The 17,532-nt window shown below is 69.0% G+C and carries 14 protein-coding genes and 1 tRNA gene; 4 read left to right on the forward strand and 11 right to left on the reverse strand.

What is annotated here, in order from left to right; translation table 11 throughout:
• The first annotated feature begins 100 nt into the window (after nucleotides 1–100).
• Nucleotides 101–934 carry an AraC family transcriptional regulator gene (locus ACSX1C_RS18070; protein ID WP_439887308.1) on the forward strand — a complete coding sequence of 278 codons (834 nt, stop codon included), beginning with the start codon at nucleotides 101–103 and terminating at the stop codon, nucleotides 932–934.
• 12 nt (nucleotides 935–946) lie between these two features.
• On the opposite strand, the gene ACSX1C_RS18075 is transcribed toward ACSX1C_RS18070, so the two are convergent.
• The 3 genes from ACSX1C_RS18075 to ACSX1C_RS18085 are packed head-to-tail and all read right to left on the reverse strand — an operon-like array spanning nucleotide 947 to nucleotide 3,453.
• Nucleotides 947–1,876 carry an ion channel gene (locus tag ACSX1C_RS18075; RefSeq protein ID WP_439887309.1) on the reverse strand — a complete coding sequence of 310 codons (930 nt, stop codon included), beginning with the start codon at nucleotides 1,874–1,876 and terminating at the stop codon, nucleotides 947–949.
• 35 nt (nucleotides 1,877–1,911) lie between these two features.
• Nucleotides 1,912–2,472: an NADPH-dependent FMN reductase gene (locus tag ACSX1C_RS18080; RefSeq protein ID WP_439887310.1), complete on the reverse strand. Its 561-nt coding sequence runs from the start codon at nucleotides 2,470–2,472 to the stop codon at nucleotides 1,912–1,914.
• A gap of 54 nt (nucleotides 2,473–2,526) precedes the next feature.
• Complete coding sequence (locus ACSX1C_RS18085; protein ID WP_439887311.1) at nucleotides 2,527–3,453, reverse strand: LysR family transcriptional regulator; 927 nt, start codon at nucleotides 3,451–3,453, stop codon at nucleotides 2,527–2,529.
• A gap of 112 nt (nucleotides 3,454–3,565) precedes the next feature.
• On the opposite strand from ACSX1C_RS18085, the gene ACSX1C_RS18090 reads away from it, so the two are divergent.
• Entirely contained in the window at nucleotides 3,566–4,639 is a 1,074-nt protein-coding gene (locus ACSX1C_RS18090) for a polyamine ABC transporter substrate-binding protein (protein ID WP_439887312.1), read from the forward strand.
• Nucleotides 4,640–4,652: 13 nt separating this feature from the next.
• The gene (gene speB / locus ACSX1C_RS18095; RefSeq protein ID WP_439887313.1) at nucleotides 4,653–5,615 is read left to right on the forward strand and encodes an agmatinase; all 963 of its coding nucleotides are present in this window, start codon (nucleotides 4,653–4,655) and stop codon (nucleotides 5,613–5,615) included.
• A gap of 9 nt (nucleotides 5,616–5,624) precedes the next feature.
• On the opposite strand, the gene ACSX1C_RS18100 is transcribed toward speB, so the two are convergent.
• Together ACSX1C_RS18100 and gstA are read right to left on the reverse strand one after the other, a co-directional pair.
• Nucleotides 5,625–6,698 carry an NAD(P)H-dependent flavin oxidoreductase gene (locus tag ACSX1C_RS18100; RefSeq protein ID WP_439887314.1) on the reverse strand — a complete coding sequence of 358 codons (1,074 nt, stop codon included), beginning with the start codon at nucleotides 6,696–6,698 and terminating at the stop codon, nucleotides 5,625–5,627.
• A gap of 17 nt (nucleotides 6,699–6,715) precedes the next feature.
• Complete coding sequence (gene gstA, locus ACSX1C_RS18105; protein WP_439887315.1) at nucleotides 6,716–7,324, reverse strand: glutathione transferase GstA; 609 nt, start codon at nucleotides 7,322–7,324, stop codon at nucleotides 6,716–6,718.
• A gap of 110 nt (nucleotides 7,325–7,434) precedes the next feature.
• Here gstA and ACSX1C_RS18110 point away from each other — a divergent pair, with 110 nt between their 5' ends.
• Complete coding sequence (locus ACSX1C_RS18110) at nucleotides 7,435–8,346, forward strand: LysR family transcriptional regulator (RefSeq protein WP_439887316.1); 912 nt, start codon at nucleotides 7,435–7,437, stop codon at nucleotides 8,344–8,346.
• Nucleotides 8,347–8,460: 114 nt separating this feature from the next.
• Here ACSX1C_RS18110 and ACSX1C_RS18115 read toward each other — a convergent pair whose 3' ends face one another.
• From ACSX1C_RS18115 to dnaG, 6 genes are all read right to left on the reverse strand, one after another.
• Nucleotides 8,461–10,011 carry an acyl CoA:acetate/3-ketoacid CoA transferase gene (locus ACSX1C_RS18115; protein ID WP_439887317.1) on the reverse strand — a complete coding sequence of 517 codons (1,551 nt, stop codon included), beginning with the start codon at nucleotides 10,009–10,011 and terminating at the stop codon, nucleotides 8,461–8,463.
• Nucleotides 10,012–10,021: 10 nt separating this feature from the next.
• The gene (locus tag ACSX1C_RS18120) at nucleotides 10,022–11,407 is read right to left on the reverse strand and encodes a GntP family permease (RefSeq protein ID WP_439887318.1); all 1,386 of its coding nucleotides are present in this window, start codon (nucleotides 11,405–11,407) and stop codon (nucleotides 10,022–10,024) included.
• Between the two features lie 282 nt (nucleotides 11,408–11,689).
• Entirely contained in the window at nucleotides 11,690–13,156 is a 1,467-nt protein-coding gene (locus ACSX1C_RS18125; RefSeq protein WP_439887319.1) for a sigma-54 interaction domain-containing protein, read from the reverse strand.
• A gap of 140 nt (nucleotides 13,157–13,296) precedes the next feature.
• Nucleotides 13,297–13,373, reverse strand: a tRNA-Ile gene (locus ACSX1C_RS18130).
• Nucleotides 13,374–13,536: 163 nt separating this feature from the next.
• On the reverse strand, nucleotides 13,537–15,387 hold the full coding sequence (gene rpoD, locus ACSX1C_RS18135) for an RNA polymerase sigma factor RpoD (protein WP_318643830.1): 1,851 nt from the start codon (nucleotides 15,385–15,387) through the stop codon (nucleotides 13,537–13,539).
• A 67-nt stretch (nucleotides 15,388–15,454) separates the two neighbouring features.
• Nucleotides 15,455–17,407 carry a DNA primase gene (gene dnaG, locus ACSX1C_RS18140; RefSeq protein ID WP_439887320.1) on the reverse strand — a complete coding sequence of 651 codons (1,953 nt, stop codon included), beginning with the start codon at nucleotides 17,405–17,407 and terminating at the stop codon, nucleotides 15,455–15,457.
• Between the last annotated feature and the right edge of the window lie 125 nt (nucleotides 17,408–17,532).

A 17,532-nucleotide genomic window follows, 5' to 3' on the forward strand; every position in this document is an offset into this window, starting at 1 on the left:
ATGGTCGTGGATCAGGGGCGCTGTGGGCGTGCTGCAAGGGCGATCAAGCGGCGCCCGCGCCCGGCCCGGATACTGGCCCCAGCTTCTGTGAGAGCCACCTATGGACCCCGTTGGCAAAGCCCTCTGGCTGATCGAAACCGAACTGGATCAACCCCTCGACCTGCAGCGCGTCGCCGAGGTCTGCGGCCTGTCGCGCTTCGTCCTGGCGCGGACCTTCGCCCGGGCCACCGGCTGGCCGGTGATGCGCTATGTGCGGGTGCGGCGCCTGAGCCGGGCGGCGCATCGGCTGGCGGCGGGGGCGACGGATATCCTCGCGCTGGCCCTGGAGGTCGGCTATGGCTCGCATGAGGCGTTCACCCGCGCGTTCCGCGAACAGTTCGGGCTGACCCCCGAGGCGTTACGGGCCAGCGGCAATCTCGGTGCAATCGCTTTGCGGGAGGCCATGCGCATGCCAGCGACAACGACTTTCGAACTATCCGAACCGCGCTTCGTGGAGGAGGGCCCCTTGCTGATCGCCGGGCTCGGCGAGCGCTTCAGCGTCGACCAGAGTCAGGGCATCGCCGCGCTGTGGCAGCGCTTCGTGCCGCATATCGGCAGGGTGCCGGGGCAGCTGGGCGGGGAGACCTTCGGCCTGTGCTGCAACCCGGACGAGGACGGCGGCTTCGAGTATATCGCCGGGGTCCGGGTGGACCGCCTCGACAGGTTGCCGCCGGGCTTCAGCCGCCTGCAGTTGCCGGCGCGGCGTTATGCGGTGTTCCTCCACCGTGGGCACATCTCCGCCATCCACGAGACCTTCGCCGCGATCTTCCAGCGCTGGCTGCCGGCCAGCGGCCTGGAGGTGGCGGATGCGCCGGAGTTCGAGCGCTACAGCGCCGACTTCGATCCGTTGGCCGGCACCGGCCGGGTGGAGGTCTGGGTGCCGCTCGCGGGCTGAGGGCGGCGCGGCTCAGCGGGTCATCTTCTTGACGAACACCACCACGAACAGGGCCATGGTGAAGCTGCCGACGAAGGCCTCGAAGGCGGCGAGCGGCCGGGCCAGGCCGTGGGGGCTGATGTCGCCGTAGCCCAGGGTGGTGAAGGTGACCACGCTGAAATAGAGGCAGTCGAGCAGGTCCATGAGGTTGGCCAGCAGCCCCTGGCCCAGATCCAGCCCCAGGCGCTGGCCGCCCTGCTCGACCCCGGCCAGGAAGTACAGCAGGCCGCAGAGGCCGATCAGGCCGAGGGAGAACAGCACCACGTTGAGCGGCTTCTCGCCGTAGCCGCTGAACAGGTCGACCAGCCAGGACAGCAGGCGCTGTCCGGAATAGCGCGGCAGTTGCAGGCGCCGCACCACCATCTCGCGGTGGAAGAACAGCCCGGCCTGCTCGAACAGCCCGGCCCGTTCCAGGTGCAGGCGCAGGTTGCGGTAGGTCTCCTCGGCTTCCTGGAAGTACTGCAGGGCGGCGGCCGGGTTGCCGCGCTGGGCCAGTTCGCGGCCCTTGCGCTCCTGCAGCAGCTGGCGGTCCCAGATGACGTTGTCCAGCCGCGCGCCGTCCAGGCGCACGCCCAGCAGGTTGCAGTCGCGCAGGTCGGCGCAGTGCAGGTTGGCGTGGCGCAGGTCGGCCTTCATCAGCGAGCTGCCGCGCAGGTCGAGGGCGAACAGGTGGGCGTTCTGCAGGTTGGCGCGGTACAGGTCGGCCTGGTGCAGGATGTAGCCGTGGTGGCCGCCGTGGTTGACCAGGTTGACGCCGTTCAGCTCGGCGCCCTTGAGCTGGAAGCCCGGCATCGGCCGACCGCTGCGCGCCCGCAGTTCCAGGGCGGCGCAGAGGTCGCCGTGTTCACGCTTGTCCAGGGTGGCGTCCAGCCAGAAGCTTTCCTCCTGGTGCATGGCGGCCATCTGTCGCCCTCCGGGTCGCCCTGCCGCGGGCGGGGTCATCCCTTGGCGTGCTGCTCCACCCACTGCGCATAGGCATCGATGAACTTCTGCAGGAACGGCTTGATGCCGTCGCCGAGCATGCCGGCCTCCTCGAAGAAACTGCCGGCGCCGCCCAGGTAGGCCTCGGGCTGCTGCATCATCGGCACGTCGAGAAAGACCATGGACTGGCGCAGGTGCTGGTTGGCGCCGAAGCCGCCGATGGCCCCCGGCGAGGCGCTCAGCACCGCCCCGGGCTTGCCGCTGAAGGCGCTCTGGCCATAGGGGCGCGAGCCGACGTCGATGGCGTTCTTCATCGGCGCCGGCACCGAACGGTTGTATTCCGGGGTGACGAACAGCAGGGCATCGGCCGCCTTGAGCTTGCCGCGAAAGGCGGTGTAGGCCTCGGGCGGGCGCTCGCCGTCGATGTCCTCGTTGTACAGCGGCAGGTCGCCGATCTCGACGATTTCCAGCTGCAGCGAGGCCGGCGCCAGTTCGGCCAGGGCCAGGGCCAGCTTGCGGTTGATCGAAGCCTTGCGCAGGCTGCCGACCAGCACGGCGACGTGATGGACCTTGCTCATGGGGACACCTCGCTCCTGTCTATGGGGGGCCAACGCAGTGGGCCTGAACTGAAACTATAGACCGCCGCCCGGCGCCTCCGGCGTCTCGACCGCGAAGGCCTGCAGCAGATCGTCGACGAAGGCTAGCTGCGCCTCGCTCGGCTGCCGCCCGCGGTGACTGGCCAGGTGGAACTGCACGTTGAAGCCGAGGGCCTCGGGCAGCAGGGCGCGCAGCCGGCCGCGGGCCTCCCAGGGGGCGGCGATGTGCCGGGGCAGGTAGCCGATATGGGCGCCGGACAGGACGAAGGCCAGGGTGCCCTCGACCTGTTCGCTGCGGGCGCTGCTGGCGACGGCCTGCCAGGGCTCGTCGGGCAGGATGTAGCGGTAGGGGTGGTGCACGCCGTCGGCCTCCCGCAGCTGCTCGGGCCTGACCTCGGCCCGGGCGAACAACGGATGCTCGGCGGCGCAGTACAGGGCCTGGCGCTCCTCGAACAGCAGGCGGTAGTCCAGCGCGTTCTGGGCGCCGGAGAAGTAGCCGATGGCCAGCTGCAGCTGGTCCTGCAGCAGGCGCCGCTCCAGCTCAGCGGGCATGGCGCTGAGCAGCTCGATCTGCACGTCCTGGTTGCGCCGGCGAAAGGCGCCGATGGCGGCGCCGACCCGGACCAGCACGTCGTCGTCGAGGGCCTCGGACAGGCCGATGCTGAGGGTGCCGAGCAGCTTGTCGGCCATGCCCTGGGCCTCGCCCCTGAAGGTCTCGAGGGCGGCGAACAGCTTGCGCGCGGCGAGCAGCACCTGCTCGCCCTTGGGGGTCAGGCGAAAGCCCGACTTGCCCCGTTCGCACAGGCGAAAGCCCAGGCGCGTCTCCAGCTTGGCCATCTGCGTGCTGATGGTCGACTGGCCGATGCCCAGCTCACCCTGGGCGGCGCTGAAGCCGCCGCTCTCCACCACGGTGAGGAACAGGCGCAGGAGCTGCAGGTCGAGGTCGCGGACTTGGCTGAGCATGGTTTTCAAACATCGATTCATGTCGATGTCAGAGTAGATCACTTCGTATTTATTCAAAGCAAGCGCCGGCGCAGGATGGGCCTACCGAGCCAATCCGAACGAGGTAATCGCCATGCGTCTTGCTGCGAGCTTGCTGCTCCTGGCCTGCGCCCTGCCGCTGCAGGCCGAGGAACAGGTGCTGAACATCTACAACTGGGCCGACTACGTGGCGCCCCAGGCGCTCGAGCGCTTCCAGCGCGAGAGCGGTATCCGCGTCAAATACGACACCTTCGACAGCAGCGAGGTGCTCGACAGCAAGCTGCTGACCGGGCGCAGCGGCTACGACGTCGTGTTTCCCGCCTCCAGTGGCCTGGCGCGGGCGATCCACGCCAAGGCGCTGCAGCCAGTCGGTGAGTTGAGCAATGCCGGCAACCTCGATCCGGAGCTGCTGGCCAAGCTGGCCCGGGTCGACCCGGGCAACCGCTATGGCGTGCCCTACACCTGGGGCACGGTGGGCCTGGGCATCAATCGCCAGGCGGTCGAGCAGCGCCTGCCCGGCGTGGCGCTGGACAGCCTCGACCTGCTGTTCAAGCCCGAATATGCCGGCAAGCTGAAGGACTGCGGCGTCGCCGTGCTGGACTCGCCCCAGGAGGTGATCGCCATCGCCCTCAATTACCTGGGCAAGGCCCCCTACAGCAACGACGCGGCCGACCTGGAGGCGGTGCAGCAGCTGCTCGCCGCTCTGCAGCCGAACCTGCGCTATGTCGGCAGCGGCAAGCATATCGACGACCTGGCCAAGGGCGAGATCTGCCTGGCGCTGACCTATACCGGCGATGCCGGCATGGCCGCCGTCCGCGCCGCCGAGGCGAATCAGCCGTTCGAGGTGCTGTTCCGCATTCCCCAGGAGGGCACGCTGATCTGGTTCGACACCATGGCCATACCGGTGGATGCGCCCCATCCCGAGGCGGCCCGCGCCTTCATCGACTACATGCTCAAGCCCGAGGCCATCGCCGAGCTGACCAACGCGCTGTATTTCGCCAACGCCAACGCCGCCGCCATGCCCCTGCTGGACGAGGCGGTGCGCGGCGACCCGGACATTTACCCGCCGGAGGCGGTGCGCGCCAAGTTGTTCCCCGAGCAGATCCAGCCGCTTAAGGCACAGCGCCAGCGTACCCGCCTGTGGACCGCCTTCCGCACCCAGTATTGAGGAGACCCAGACCATGGATCACAGCTTCGACAACGACCAGGCCATCACCCGCGACAGCCTCTACGGCACCGCCGCCGAGCCGACCTACGCCGGCATCACCAGCTTTATGCGCCGGCGCTATACCAGAGATTTGCGCGGGGTGGACCTGGCCATCAGCGGCGTGCCCTTCGACACCGCCACCACCAACCGCCCCGGCAGCCGCTTCGGCCCGCGGGCGATCCGCGCCGCCTCGGTGCAGTCGGCCTGGGCCCGGCACTTTCCCTGGGAGTTCGACCCCTTCGACCTGCTGGCCTGCGTCGACTACGGCGACTGCTACTTCGACCACGGCCGCCCCGAGGCGGTGCCGGCGGCGATCCAGGCCCATGCCGAGCAAATTCTCGAGGCCGGTTGCGCCCTGCTCACCCTGGGCGGCGACCACTTCATCAGCTACCCGCTGCTCAAGGCCCACGCCAAGCAGCACGGCGCCCTGTCGCTGATCCACTTCGACGCCCACAGCGACACCTGGCCGGACGAGGAGGGCGCGCGCATCGACCACGGCACCATGTTCTACCACGCCGCGAAGGAGGGGCTGGTCGACCCGGCGCGCTCGGTGCAGGTCGGCCTGCGCACCACCAACGACGACGTCATGGGCTTCCAGGTGCTGGATGCCCGCGAGGTGCACCGCAGCACGCCGGCGCAGATCGCCGAGCGCATCCGCGCCCGGGTCGGCGACAACCCCGTGTACCTGACCTTCGACATCGACTGCCTCGACCCGGCTTTCGCCCCCGGCACCGGCACCCCGGTGTGCGGCGGCCTCTCCAGCCACCAGGCCCTGGAGATCCTGCGCGGCCTGCGCGGCATCAACCTGGTGGGCATGGACGTGGTGGAGGTGGCGCCGCCCTATGACAACGCCGAGGTCACCGCCCTGGCCGGCGCCACCCTGGCCATGGAGATGATCTGCCTGTACGCCGCGCGGCATAAGCGCGGCGAGCGCTAGGCGCGGCCCTCAGCGGTCCAGCAGGCGGTCGGTCTGGGCCAGCAGGCTGTGCCACAGGGCGCCGGCGTCGCGCTGTTCGAGCAGGGCGGCGGCCTGGCCGCACCAGAGCGCCAGCAGGTCGTCGCGGCCCTGGGCCAGGGCCGCCGGCTTGAGCGCCGCGGCGAACTGGCCCTGGACCGGATAGCCGGGCAGGCGCGCCTGGTGCGCGTTCAGCTCCTCCAGCAGGCGGTTGCGCAGGCCCCGGGCCAGGCGTCCGCTGAAGGCGCGGGTCAGCGCCGTATCGCTGGCCTGGGGGCCGAACAGCGCCTGGCGGTGCAGCTCGCTGGCGCCGGACTCGCGGCAGGCGAGGAAGGCGGTGCCGATCTGCACGCCCTGGGCGCCCAGGCACAGGGCAGCGGCGATGCCGCGGCCATCGGCGATGCCGCCGGCGGCGATCACCGGGATGCGCACCGCATCCACCACCTGGGGGATCAGCGCCAGGCCGCCGATCAGGCCGTCCTCGGGCGGGCGCAGGAAGGCCACCCGGTGGCCGCCGGCCTCGCAGCCGCTGGCCACCAGCATGTCTACCCCGGCCGCCTCCAGGGCCTTGGCTTCCGCCACCGTGGTGGCGGTGCCCAGGGTCAGGATGCCGCGGCGGCGGCACTGCTCCAGCGCCTCGGCGCTCGGCACCCCGTAGACGAAGCTGAACACCGCCGGGCGCGCCTGCAGCACGGCCTCCAGCTGCTCCTCGAAGCTCGGCCAGGGGGCCGCCGCGGGGGGCGGCGGCTCCAGGCCCAGCTCGGCGAAGTAGGGGCGAAACAGCGTCAGGGTGGCGTCGAATTCGTCCGCCTCCAGGCCGTGCTGCTCGCTGGGGTGGGGCAGCCAGAGGTTGAGGGCGAAGGGCTTGGCCGTGCGTGCGCGGATGGCCGCCGCGGTCTGCCCGATGGCCGCGCCGTCCAGGTGGTGCACGCCGAACGAGCCGAGGCCGCCGGCCTCGCTCACCGCGGTGCTCAGCGCCACCGAGGACAGGCCGCTGCCGAACGGCCCCTGGATGATCGGCGCCGCCAGCTGCAGGCACCGGGAAACTGCGGTATCGCGCCACATGTTCGTTACCTCGCGCGTCAAGGTTGCAGGCCTTCGGCCGCCAGGGCCGCCCGTACCGCCGGCAGTTCGCCGATGCCGGCCAGGTAGCGCTGCAGCGGCGCCAGGCCGCTCAGGTCGAGGCCGACCAGGGCGCCCCAGCGGGCCACGGTGAACAGGTAGGCGTCGGCCAGGGTGAAGCGCTCGCCGCACAGGTAGGCGCGCGCGCCCAGGCTGTCGCTCAGCCAGGCGAACTTGTGCAGCAGGGCCGTGCGCAGCAGCGCCTTGGCGCCCTCGTCCAGGGCCGGATTGAACAGCGGCGAGAAGGACTTGTGCAGCTCGCTGCCGATATAGGCCTGCCACTCCAGCACCCGGTAGCGCGCCGGGTCGCCGCTGGCCGGCAACAGGTCGTGGCGGCCGGCCCGTTCGCAGAGGTACTGGGCGATCACCGGTCCCTCGCTGAGCAGCTGGCCGTCGTCCAGCTGCAGCAGCGGCACATAGCCTTTGGGGTTGAGGGCGCGGAAGTCCTCGCCCGCGGCGGTGCGGTGGCTGGCCAGGTCGACCCGCTCCAGGGTGCAGGGCAGGCCGGTTTCGTGCAGCAGGATGTGGGCGACCAGGGAGCAGGTGCCGGGGGTGTAGAACAGCTTCATGGGGTTTTCTCCGCAGGGGTGGATAAACACAGCGGATTCAGGTTATTTGTGACGGCCTATCCGATAAATACCGGGCCTGGCATTTAACCTGATACAGGATGTAATCAATCATGCAGCGACAATTCGGCGGAGTGCTGCTCGGCAGCATGGAGCTGTTCTGCCTGGCGGCCGAGCTGGGCAGCTTCACCGCCGCCGCCCAGGCGGCCGGAATCACCCCGGCGGCGGTCAGCCGCTCGGTGGCGCGGCTGGAGGCGCGGCTGGGGGTGCGCCTGTTCACCCGCACCACCCGCCGGGTCAACCTGACCGAGGCGGGCAGCGACTACTTCCAGCAGTGCCGCCAGGCCCTGGCCCAGCTCGGCGAGGCCGAGCGCCTGGTCAGCGGCCGGCAGAGCGAGCCGGCCGGCCTGCTGCGCATCAGCCTGCCCACCACCTACGGTCACTACCGGGTGCTGCCGCTGCTGCCGGCCTTCCGCGCCCGCTACCCGCAGGTGCGTGTCGAGGTGGAGCTGAGCAACCGCAACGTCGACTTCACCAGCGAGGCGTTCGACCTGGCCATCCGCGCCCGCGCCCAGGCCGACTCCAGCCTGATCGCCCGGCCCCTGGAAGACGCGCCGCTGGTGGTGGTGGCCAACCCGGACTACCTGCGCCAGGCCGGTACGCCGCAGAGCCCGGCGGAGCTGGACGGGCACCAGTGCATCCAGTTCCGCCTGCCCAGCAGCGGCCGCCCGGTGCCCTGGCTGTTCCGCGAGCAGGGTCGCGAGGTTGAGCGCTACACCCAGGGCGACTACTGCTGCGCCCAGGACGTGCTGGCCTGCGCCACCCTGGCGCGCAGCGGAGCCGGGCTGACCCAGCTGATGCGCTTCATCGTCGCGGAGGACCTGCGCGCCGGACGGCTGCTGCAGGTGTTGCAGGACCATGGCGGCTGCAGCCGGCCGTTTTCCCTGATCTATCCCAGCGGCCGCCATCTGCCGCTGCGGGTGCGGGTGTTCATCGACTTCCTGCTGCAGGCCGTCGGGCGCTGAGGGCATGGCAGCGCCTGTCTCTGCGGCCAACGGCGCCGTGCCGTGGCGGAGGCAAGCCGAGAAAGCGAAAAAGAGCGCGGGCCCAAGGGGCGGACCCGCGCTTTCGCTCAAGGCTTACAGGCACTGTTCCAGGCCCAGGCGCCCTGGCAGGAACAGCCGTGGGTCCATCGACCTGGGCGCCCGCACTATGGGGGCGAAGTCCATGCGCGCGAGGATGTCGCGCTCCAAGTCCACGCCGGGGGCGATCTCGACCAGCTCCAGGCCGCCCAGGGTCAGGGCGAACACGCAGCGCTCGGTGACGTAGAGCACCGCCTGGCCGCGCTCGGCGGCGGTGCGGCCGGCGAAGGTGCGCTGTTCCACCTCGGCGACGAACTTGCGCAGCCGGCCGTCCTCGACGATGCGCAGGCGGCCGTCCTCGACGCGGATGTCCTGGGGCCCGGCGCTGAAGGTGCCGACGAACACCACGCGCTTGGCGTTCTGGCTGATGTTGATGAAGCCGCCGGCGCCGGCCAGGCGCGAACCGAACCGGGACACGTTGAGGTTGCCGGTGGCGTCGGCCTGGGCCAGGCCGAGCACCGCCAGGTCGAGGCCGCCGCCGTCGTAGAAGTCGAACTGGTAGGGCTGATCGATCAGTGCGCTGTGGTTGCTGGCCGCGCCGAAGTCCAGCCCCGAGGCCGGAACGCCGCCTATCACCCCGGGTTCGGCGGTCAGGGTCAGGCGCTCGATCACCCCTTCCTCGGCGGCCACCGCCGCCACGCCCTCGGGCATGCCGATGCCGAGGTTGACCACGGCGCCGGCCGTCAGCTCCAGGGCGGCGCGGCGGGCGATCAGCTTGCGCACGTCCAGCGGCAGCGGCGTCAGGCTGTCCATCGGCACCCGGGTCTCGGCGGCGAAGGCCGGGTTGTAGGCGGTGGCGAAGGTCTGCTGGTGGTTCTCCGGTTCGGCCAGCACCAGGCAGTCGACCAGGATGCCGGGCACCTTCACCGCCCGGGCGTTCAGCGAGCCGCGCTCGACCAGGCGCTCGACCTGGGCGATCACCAGGCCGCCGCTGTTGTGCGCGGCCATGGCGATGGCCAGGCTCTCGATGGTCAGCGCCTCGCGCTCGAAGCTGAGGTTGCCGTCGGGGTCGCTGCTGGTGGCGCGGATGATGGCGACATCGATGGGGAAGGTCGGGTAGAACAGGTAGTCCTCGCCGTCGATGGGTAGGCGCCGCACCAGCTCGGCGGTGGTGCAAGCATTGAGCTTGCCGCCGCCGAACTGCGGGTCGACGAAGGTGCCCAGGCCGACCCGCGACAGCTGCCCCGGTTTGCCCGCGGCGATGTCGCGAAACAGCTGGGAGATCACCCCCTGGGGCAGGTTGTAGGCCTCGATGCGGTCGTCCACCGCCAGCCGCTGCAGCCCCGGCACCAGCCCCCAGTGGCCGCCGATCACCCGCCGCACCAGGCCCTCGTGGGCCAGGTGGTCGAGGCCGCGGCCGCGGCCGTCGCCCTGGCCGGCGGCATACACCAGGGTGAGGTCGCGCGGCGCCTGCTCGGCCAGGAAGCGCCGCTCCAGGGCGATGGCGACCTGCTCGGCGAAGCCGATGCCGACGAAGCCGCCGCTGGCCAGGTTGGCCCGGTCGGGGATGCGCGCCACCGCCTCGGCGGCGCTCATGATCTTGCTCATTGCACGAACCTCAGAAACTGCCGAACAGGGTGCCCAGGGTGATGACCACCACCAGGGCGACCATGGGGAAGGCCACGGTGTTGACGAAGATGAACTTGTAGGACTCGCGGTGGCTGAGCTTGCAGATCGCCAGCAGCGAGATCACCGCGCCGTTGTGCGGCAGGGTGTCCATGCAGCCCGAGGCCATGGCGGCGACCCGGTGCAGCAGCTCGGGGCTGATGCCGGCGGCGGTGGCCAGGGTCAGGTACTGCTCGCCGAGAGTCTTCAGGGCGATGGACATGCCGCCGGAGGCCGAGCCGGTGATGCCGGCGAGGATGTTCACCGCCACCGCCTCGGACACCAGCGGGTTGCTCGACACCCCCAGCACCAGGTCGCGGATCACCACGAAGCCGGCCAGCGAGGCGATCACCGTGCCGTAGCCCACCTCGGCGGCGGTGTTGAGGATCGGCAGCATGGAGCCGAAGGCGCCGTCGTTGACGCTCTGCTTCAAGTCCAGCCAGCGCTTCCAGTGCAGCGCCACCAGCAGCAGGATGGCGGCCGACAGGGCGACGATGATCGACCAGATGCCGATCAGCGACTTGGCATCCTGCAGGCCGCCGTACTCCGGCTTGGCCAGGAAGCTAGCGTCGATGTGCGGCAGCACCTGCTTGGCCATGACGAAGTTCAGGGCTATCACCAGCAGGATCGGCAGCAGCGCCAGCCAGAAGCCGGGGATGGCGCCCCTGTCCTGCGTCACGGCTTCGTCGGCGTGCGCGCCGTAGCCCTCGCCGGCGGCCATCAGCTTGCGCGCCTGGGCGCTCAGCCACCAGCTGCCGAGGGCGAACATGATCAGCCCGGCGATCAGCCCCAGGCCCGGCGCGGCGAAGGCGTCGGTGCCGAAGAAGGGGTTGGGGATGGCGTTCTGGATCGCCGGGGTGCCGGGCAGCGCGGTCATGGTGAAGGTGAAGGAACCCAGGGCGATGGCGCCGGGGATCAGGCGCTTGGGGATGCCTGCCTCGCGGAACAGCGCGGCGCCGATCGGGTACACGGCGAAGGCCACCACGAACAGCGACACCCCGCCGTAGGTGAGGATGCCGCAGGCCAGCACTATGGCGAGGATGGCCCGCTGGCTGCCGACCTTGGCGACTATGCCGTGGGCGATGGCGCGGGCCGAGCCGGAGTCGTCCATCAGCTTGCCGAACAGCGCGCCGAGCAGGAACAGCGGGAAGAACTGGATGACGTAGCCGCCCATGGCCTTCATGAACACCTGGGTGTAGGTGGGCAGCAGCAGGGCGATGTCGCCGGCGAACAGCAGGGCCAGCAGCGCCAGCAGCGGGGCGAGGATCAGCACGTTGAGGCCGCGGTAGGCCAGGTACATCAGCAGGGCGAGGGAAATGAGGATACCTAGGGTTCCCATGGGTGATTCCTTTTGTTGTTGTTCTAGCGGCGCGTGGCCGTTGGGTGGCAAGGCACGATGCGAGCAGTGCGCCTTTAGCGGCTATAGAGCCAGAGTCGTGCCAGGTGCGATGGCGGCTCGCGTCGAATGTCGCCGAACCGCTCTGCAATGGCCCTCTCGGCGGGATTGACGGAGTCCTTTGGGCGGCGCGTCCGGGTGCCTGGCTGTCCAGAATTCTGGAATTTGTCCAAAATTCTGGAGTTCCCCTGGGGCTTTATTCCAGAATACTGGACTCGCGGGGCCTCAATCGCGCCGGCCCAGCCCATGCTGCGCCAGCTTGGCGTACAGGCCGGCGCGGGAAATGCCCAGGCGCGCGGCCGCCAGCCGGCGGTTGCCGCCGCTGGCGCTCAGGGCGCGTTCGATGGCGCTGCGCTCGGCGGCGGCCAGGCTCTGCGCCAGCGGCTCGATCTCGGCGGCCGGGGGCGGCGCGCTCGCCGGAGCCGGCGCGGCGGCGCTCGGCGGCTGCCCCAGCAGGGCGCCCAGGCGCGCCGCATCGAGCAGGCCGTCCTCGGCGTCGAGCTGGGCCCGTTCGAGCAGGTTGCGCAGCTCGCGCACGTTGCCGCTCCAGGGCTGGGCGGCGAGCAGGGCCAGGGCGTCCGCGGCGGGCTCCATGGGCGCCTGGGCGGAGCGGTTGGCGATGTCGTCGAGCAGGTGCTCGACCAGCGCCGGGATGTCCTCGCGGCGCTCGCGCAGCGGCGGCAGGCGCAGGGCCAGGACGTTGAGGCGGTAGTAGAGGTCGTCGCGGAACTGGCCGGCGGCGACCCGTGCCTCCAGGTCGATATGGGTGGCGGCGATCACCCGCACGTTCAGCGCCCTGACCTGGTTGGAACCGAGCGGCTCGATCTCCTGTTCCTGCAGCACCCGCAGCAGCTTGGCCTGCAAGGCCAGCGGCAGGTCGCCGATCTCGTCGAGGAACAGGGTGCCGCCGTTGGCCAGCTCGAACTTGCCCTGGCGCGCCTTGCGCTCGGCGCCGGTGAAGGCCCCCGGAGCGGTGCCGAACAGCTCGGCCTCCACCAGGGTCTCGGGAATGGCGGCGACGTTGACCGCGACGAAGGGGCCGTTGGCCCGCGGCGACAGGTTGTGGATGCCCTGGGCCAGCAGTTCCTTGCCGGTGCCGGTCTCGCCGCGCAGCAGCACCGTGGCGTCCAGCTGCGCGGCGCGGCGGGCCTGGCGCTTGACCTCGGCCGCCGCCGCGCTGGCGCCGACGAAGCCGGCGATGGTGTAGCGGGCGCGGCGCGCCTTGGCCAGCTCCTGCTGGGTCGCCAGCAGCTGGCTCTGCAGGCCGTTGTACTTGGCCATCAGCGGCCTGAGATGGCGCGCACGGTCGAACAGCACGAAGCCCAGGGCGCCGACCAGGGTGCCGTCCGCGTCGCGCAGGGGGATGCGGGTGACCACGAAGTGCTCGTCGCCGAAGGCCATCAGGTCGAGCATGCTCGGCAGGCCGCTCTCCACCACCTCGCGCAGGCGACTGGCCGGCAGCACCTGCTCGACCTCCTTGCCCAGCACGCTGCGCGGGTCGTCGATGCCGATCTTTTCCGCGTACTTGTCGTTGATCCAGACGATGCGTGCCTGGCGATTGACTGCGATGGTGCCCTCGCACTGGGCGTTCAGGTGATCGAACAGCAACGGCATGGCCAGGGCGCGGAAACGCTCCGGGGAGGCGCCGATGATCAGGCCGTGCTGGTCGAGATCGTCGCGGGAGATCGCCATGGCTGGGAGGTCCGGCAGGGAGAAGCGAACGATTATGGGCGGCGTCCGGCCCCAGCGGCAAGGCGGCACGAGCCGGCCCGAACTTTCCCGCAGAAAAGAAAAAGGCCGGTGTGGAGGCCGGCCTGAATCTTTGCGTTGGATGGTGGGCCCACACGGACTCGAACCGTGGACCAAAGGATTATGAGTCCTCTGCTCTAACCAACTGAGCTATAGGCCCCCAGAAGGCCGGCGGATTATACCGGGGCCTATACGGCAGCGCCAACTGAATGACGCCGCTAGAGAAATTGCCGGGGGCTGTTTGCTTGCGGGAGGGGTGGGTTGACCTGGTGGTGGCGTGCGGCGTAAAGCAAAACCCCCGGCCTGGGCCGGGGGTTCTGTTGTTACTCGTCGAGGAAGGAGCGCAGGTGCTCGCTGCGCGTCGGGTGGCGCAGCTTGCGCAACGCCTTGGCCTCGATCTGGCGGATCCGCTCGCGGGTGACATCGAACTGCTTGCCGACTTCCTCGAGGGTGTGGTCGGTGTTCATGTCGATGCCGAAGCGCATGCGCAGGACCTTGGCCTCGCGGGCGGTGAGTCCGGCTAGCACTTCGCGGGTGGCTTCCTTGAGGCTTTCCACGGTCGCCACGTCGATCGGCGATTGCATGGTCGAGTCCTCGATGAAGTCGCCCAGGTGCGAGTCTTCGTCGTCGCCGATCGGCGTCTCCATGGAGATCGGTTCCTTGGCGATCTTCAGCACCTTGCGGATCTTGTCCTCGGGCATTTCCATGCGTTCGCCGAGCTCTTCCGGGGTCGGTTCGCGGCCCATCTCCTGGAGCATCTGCCGGGAGATACGGTTGAGCTTGTTGATCGTCTCGATCATGTGCACCGGGATGCGGATGGTGCGTGCCTGGTCGGCGATCGAGCGGGTGATCGCCTGGCGGATCCACCAGGTGGCGTAGGTCGAGAACTTGTAGCCGCGACGGTATTCGAACTTGTCCACCGCCTTCATCAGGCCGATGTTGCCTTCCTGGATCAGGTCGAGGAACTGCAGGCCGCGGTTGGTGTACTTCTTGGCGATGGAGATCACCAGGCGCAGGTTGGCCTCGACCATCTCCTTCTTCGCCCGGCGGGCCTTGGCCTCGCCGATCGACATGCGCCGGTTGATGTCCTTGATTTCGGCCAGGGTCAGGTCGCACTCGGCTTCCAGGTCGACCAGTTTCTGCTGGCAGCGCTGGATATCGCCCTGCAGGTTGCCGATGGCCTCGGCGTACTTGGCCTTGCCCTTGGCCAGCTGTTCGGCCCAGGTCGGGTCGACCTCGTTGCCGGGGAACAGGCGCAGGAAGTCGGCGCGCGGCATGCGCGCATCGCGCACGCACAGCTGCATGATGGCCCGCTCCTGGGCGCGCAGGCGCTCCAGGGCGCTGCGCACGTGGTCGACCAGGGCATCGTATTGCTTGGGCACCAGCTTGATCGGCATGAACAGATCGGCCAGCTCCCTCAGCTCGTCGCTGGCCTGCTGGCTGCCTCGGCCGTGCTTCTTCAGGGCCTTGTTGGCTTTCTCCAGCTGCTCGGCGACTGCGGTGAAGCGGCGCAGGGCTTCTTCCGGATCCGGGCCGCCATCGCCTTCGTCCTCGTCGTCGCCGCTATCGTCGTCGCTGTCATCGTCGTCGTCGCTGTCGTCGGCAGCGGCGCTGTCCTTGGCGGGCACGGGGGCCGCAGCCTCGGCGGGAACGCTGCCGTCGTCCGGATCGATGTAGCCGTTGAGCACTTCGACCAGGCGGCCGCCCTCGGTGGTTACACGGTTGTATTCGGCGAGGATGCTGTCGACTGTGCCCGGGAAGTGAGCGATGGCGCTCATGACTTCGCGGATGCCTTCCTCGATGCGTTTGGCGATCTCGATCTCGCCTTCGCGGGTCAGCAGTTCCACTGTGCCCATTTCGCGCATGTACATGCGCACCGGGTCGGTGGTGCGGCCGATATCGGTTTCAACGGCGGCGAGGGCAGCGGCGGCCTCTTCGGCGGCGGCTTCGTCGGTGTCGGCTTCGGCCAACAACAGGGCGTCCGCATCCGGAGCGCTCTCGAATACGTTGATCCCCATGTCGTTGATCATGCGGATGATGTCTTCCACCTGTTCCGGATCGGAAATATCCTCCGGCAGGTGGTCATTGACCTCCGCGTAAGTCAGGTAACCCTGCTCACGACCGCGGCTGATCAATTCTTTCAAACGAGATTGCTGTTGCGCTTTTACGGACATAACACCCTATCCACTGAAGGTCTTGGCGGGCTGAAAACAAGCCGAGGATTATACCCGAGTAAGCGCCTCAAGCGCCAGTTGGGCTCGGGGCTACCGGTGGTGCGTTGCGGCTCAGCAGGTTGCGCAGCTGGTCTTTTTCCTCTGCGCTCAATTCACTTTGACGGGCTTTGCGCAGCAAATGTTCCAGGCTGCGCTCGCGCTGGCGGGCTACTAAGGTAGTTATAGTGTCGAAAAACTGTTGTTCAAGGTTGTCTGCCGAGATCAGCCATTCCTTCTCTGCCAGAGCCCGAAGTAGACGGCCCTGTTCGGTGCCGTGCCAGCGTGCGATCAGTTGCAGCGAGCGCAGTTTCGGGCTCTTCTGCAGGGCGCCGAGCAAGGCCACCAGCAGCTGTGCATAGGTGTCGTCCTCGCCGGCGAAGTGGCTGACGTCCTCGACCTTCTGGGCCAGTTCGGGGTGGTGCAGCAGGGTGCGCAGGGCGCTCAGGTGCGGCGATTCGACGCTGACGGCAGTGCGCGGTGCGCGGGGCTGGTCGCCGCCGCGGCCCTGCTTGTGCCATTTCTTGCCGTCTTTCTTCCATTCCCCCTTGCCCTTGTGGCTGCGCTCGAGACTCGGTGCCGGGCGGGCGTACTCCTCGTAGTCGGGGGGGGCGTCGTGGTAGGCGCTGTCGGGAAGGTCCGAATAGTCCGGGTAGTCGCTGGGGCCTGGGCTCGGGGCGGCCGCTGGCGTCGGGCTCGGGGGTTGGCCGCTGAGGCCGGTGAGTTCGGCGAGGCGCTGGCGCATCAGGGTGCGCAGGTTGTTGCCGGGAATCTTGTCGATCAGTGGGGCGGCCAGGGTCGCCAGGTGAGCCTTGCCTTCCAGGGAGCGCGGATCGGCCTCTTCGCCGAGTTGCTGGAAGAAGTAGTCGGCCAGGGGTTGGGCCTGCTGGGCGATGCGTGCGCGGAAGGCGTCGGTGCCTTCGCTGCGCACCAGGGTGTCCGGGTCCTCGCCTTCGGGGAGGAAGAGGAAGCGCGCGCGGCGACCGTCCTGCAGGTTGGGCAGGCAGGCTTCCAGGGCGCGCCAGGCGGCATTGCGTCCAGCCTGGTCGCCGTCGAAGCAGAACAGCACGCTGGGTACCAGGCGGAACAGGCGTTTGAGGTGCTCTTCGCTGGTGGCGGTGCCGAGGGTGGCGACGGCATTGCGCAGGCCCTGCTGGGCGAGGGCGATGACGTCCATATAGCCTTCGACCACCATGATCTCGTCGAGGTCGCGATTGCTCTTGCGTGCCTCGTACAGGCCGTAGAGCTCCTGGCCCTTGTGGAAAACCGGGGTTTCCGGCGAGTTCAGGTACTTGGGTTTGTCGTCGCCCAGTACCCTGCCGCCGAAGGCGATCACCCGGCCGCGGCTGTCGCGGATCGGGAAGATGACCCGGTCGCGGAAGCGGTCGTAGCGTTTACCGCTGTCGGCGTTCTCCACCAGCAGGCCGGCGTCGATCATGGCCTTCTGCTGCAGGCTGTCGCCGGCCAGGTGCTTGAGCAGGTTGTCCCAGCCCGGTGGGGCGAAGCCCAGGCCGAAGTCGCGGGCGATCTCGCCGGACAGGCCGCGGCCTTTGAGGTACTCCACCGCGGCGCGGCGCTGCGGGTGGCTTTTCAGGGCCTGGCGGTAGAACTCGGCGGCCGCTGCCAGTAGCGGGTAGAGCGGCGAGTCGGTGGGTTGTCTGGGCTTGCCGCCGCGTCCGCCTTCTTCGCGGGGGACCTCCATGCCGGCGCGCTTGGCCAGGTCCTCGACGGCCTGGGGGAACTCCAGCTGGTCGTGGTCCATGACGAAGCCGAGGGCGTTGCCGCCGGCGCCGCAGCCGAAGCAGTAGTAGAACTGCTTGTCCGGACTGACGCTGAAGGAGGGGGTCTTTTCCTTGTGGAAGGGGCAGCAGGCGGTGTAGTTCTTGCCGGCTTTTTTCAGCTGAATGCGTGCGCTGACCACCTCGACGATGTCGGTGCGGTTGAGCAGGTCATCGATGAAAGACTGCGGGATCAGGCCGGCCATAGGCGCTCAGAATACTGCCGTGTGGGGTGGCTGGACAGATGTGCAGAGGAGACGAAAAAACTCCGGCCATTCGCCGGTCGGCGAAGCGGAGTGTGGGGCCATAAATGCAAAGCCCGGCGAAAGCC

The sequence above is a fragment of the Pseudomonas sp. MBLB4123 genome, from assembly GCF_051904775.1.
In the GTDB taxonomy this organism is placed as follows: Bacteria; Pseudomonadota; Gammaproteobacteria; order Pseudomonadales; family Pseudomonadaceae; genus Aquipseudomonas; species Aquipseudomonas benzenivorans_B.

Excerpts from the sequence above, each read along its gene's own strand:
- ACSX1C_RS18070 (WP_439887308.1), top strand. The coding sequence starts at position 101 with ATGGACCCCGTTGGCAAAGCCCTCTGGCTGATCGAAACCGAACTGGAT.
- ACSX1C_RS18075 (WP_439887309.1), bottom strand. The coding sequence starts at position 1,876 with ATGGCCGCCATGCACCAGGAGGAAAGCTTCTGGCTGGACGCCACCCTG.
- ACSX1C_RS18080 (WP_439887310.1), bottom strand. The coding sequence starts at position 2,472 with ATGAGCAAGGTCCATCACGTCGCCGTGCTGGTCGGCAGCCTGCGCAAG.
- ACSX1C_RS18085 (WP_439887311.1), bottom strand. The coding sequence starts at position 3,453 with ATGCTCAGCCAAGTCCGCGACCTCGACCTGCAGCTCCTGCGCCTGTTC.
- ACSX1C_RS18090 (WP_439887312.1), top strand. The coding sequence starts at position 3,566 with ATGCGTCTTGCTGCGAGCTTGCTGCTCCTGGCCTGCGCCCTGCCGCTG.
- speB (WP_439887313.1), top strand. The coding sequence starts at position 4,653 with ATGGATCACAGCTTCGACAACGACCAGGCCATCACCCGCGACAGCCTC.
- ACSX1C_RS18100 (WP_439887314.1), bottom strand. The coding sequence starts at position 6,698 with ATGTGGCGCGATACCGCAGTTTCCCGGTGCCTGCAGCTGGCGGCGCCG.
- gstA (WP_439887315.1), bottom strand. The coding sequence starts at position 7,324 with ATGAAGCTGTTCTACACCCCCGGCACCTGCTCCCTGGTCGCCCACATC.
- ACSX1C_RS18110 (WP_439887316.1), top strand. The coding sequence starts at position 7,435 with ATGCAGCGACAATTCGGCGGAGTGCTGCTCGGCAGCATGGAGCTGTTC.
- ACSX1C_RS18115 (WP_439887317.1), bottom strand. The coding sequence starts at position 10,011 with ATGAGCAAGATCATGAGCGCCGCCGAGGCGGTGGCGCGCATCCCCGAC.
- ACSX1C_RS18120 (WP_439887318.1), bottom strand. The coding sequence starts at position 11,407 with ATGGGAACCCTAGGTATCCTCATTTCCCTCGCCCTGCTGATGTACCTG.
- ACSX1C_RS18125 (WP_439887319.1), bottom strand. The coding sequence starts at position 13,156 with ATGGCGATCTCCCGCGACGATCTCGACCAGCACGGCCTGATCATCGGC.
- rpoD (WP_318643830.1), bottom strand. The coding sequence starts at position 15,387 with ATGTCCGTAAAAGCGCAACAGCAATCTCGTTTGAAAGAATTGATCAGC.
- dnaG (WP_439887320.1), bottom strand. The coding sequence starts at position 17,407 with ATGGCCGGCCTGATCCCGCAGTCTTTCATCGATGACCTGCTCAACCGC.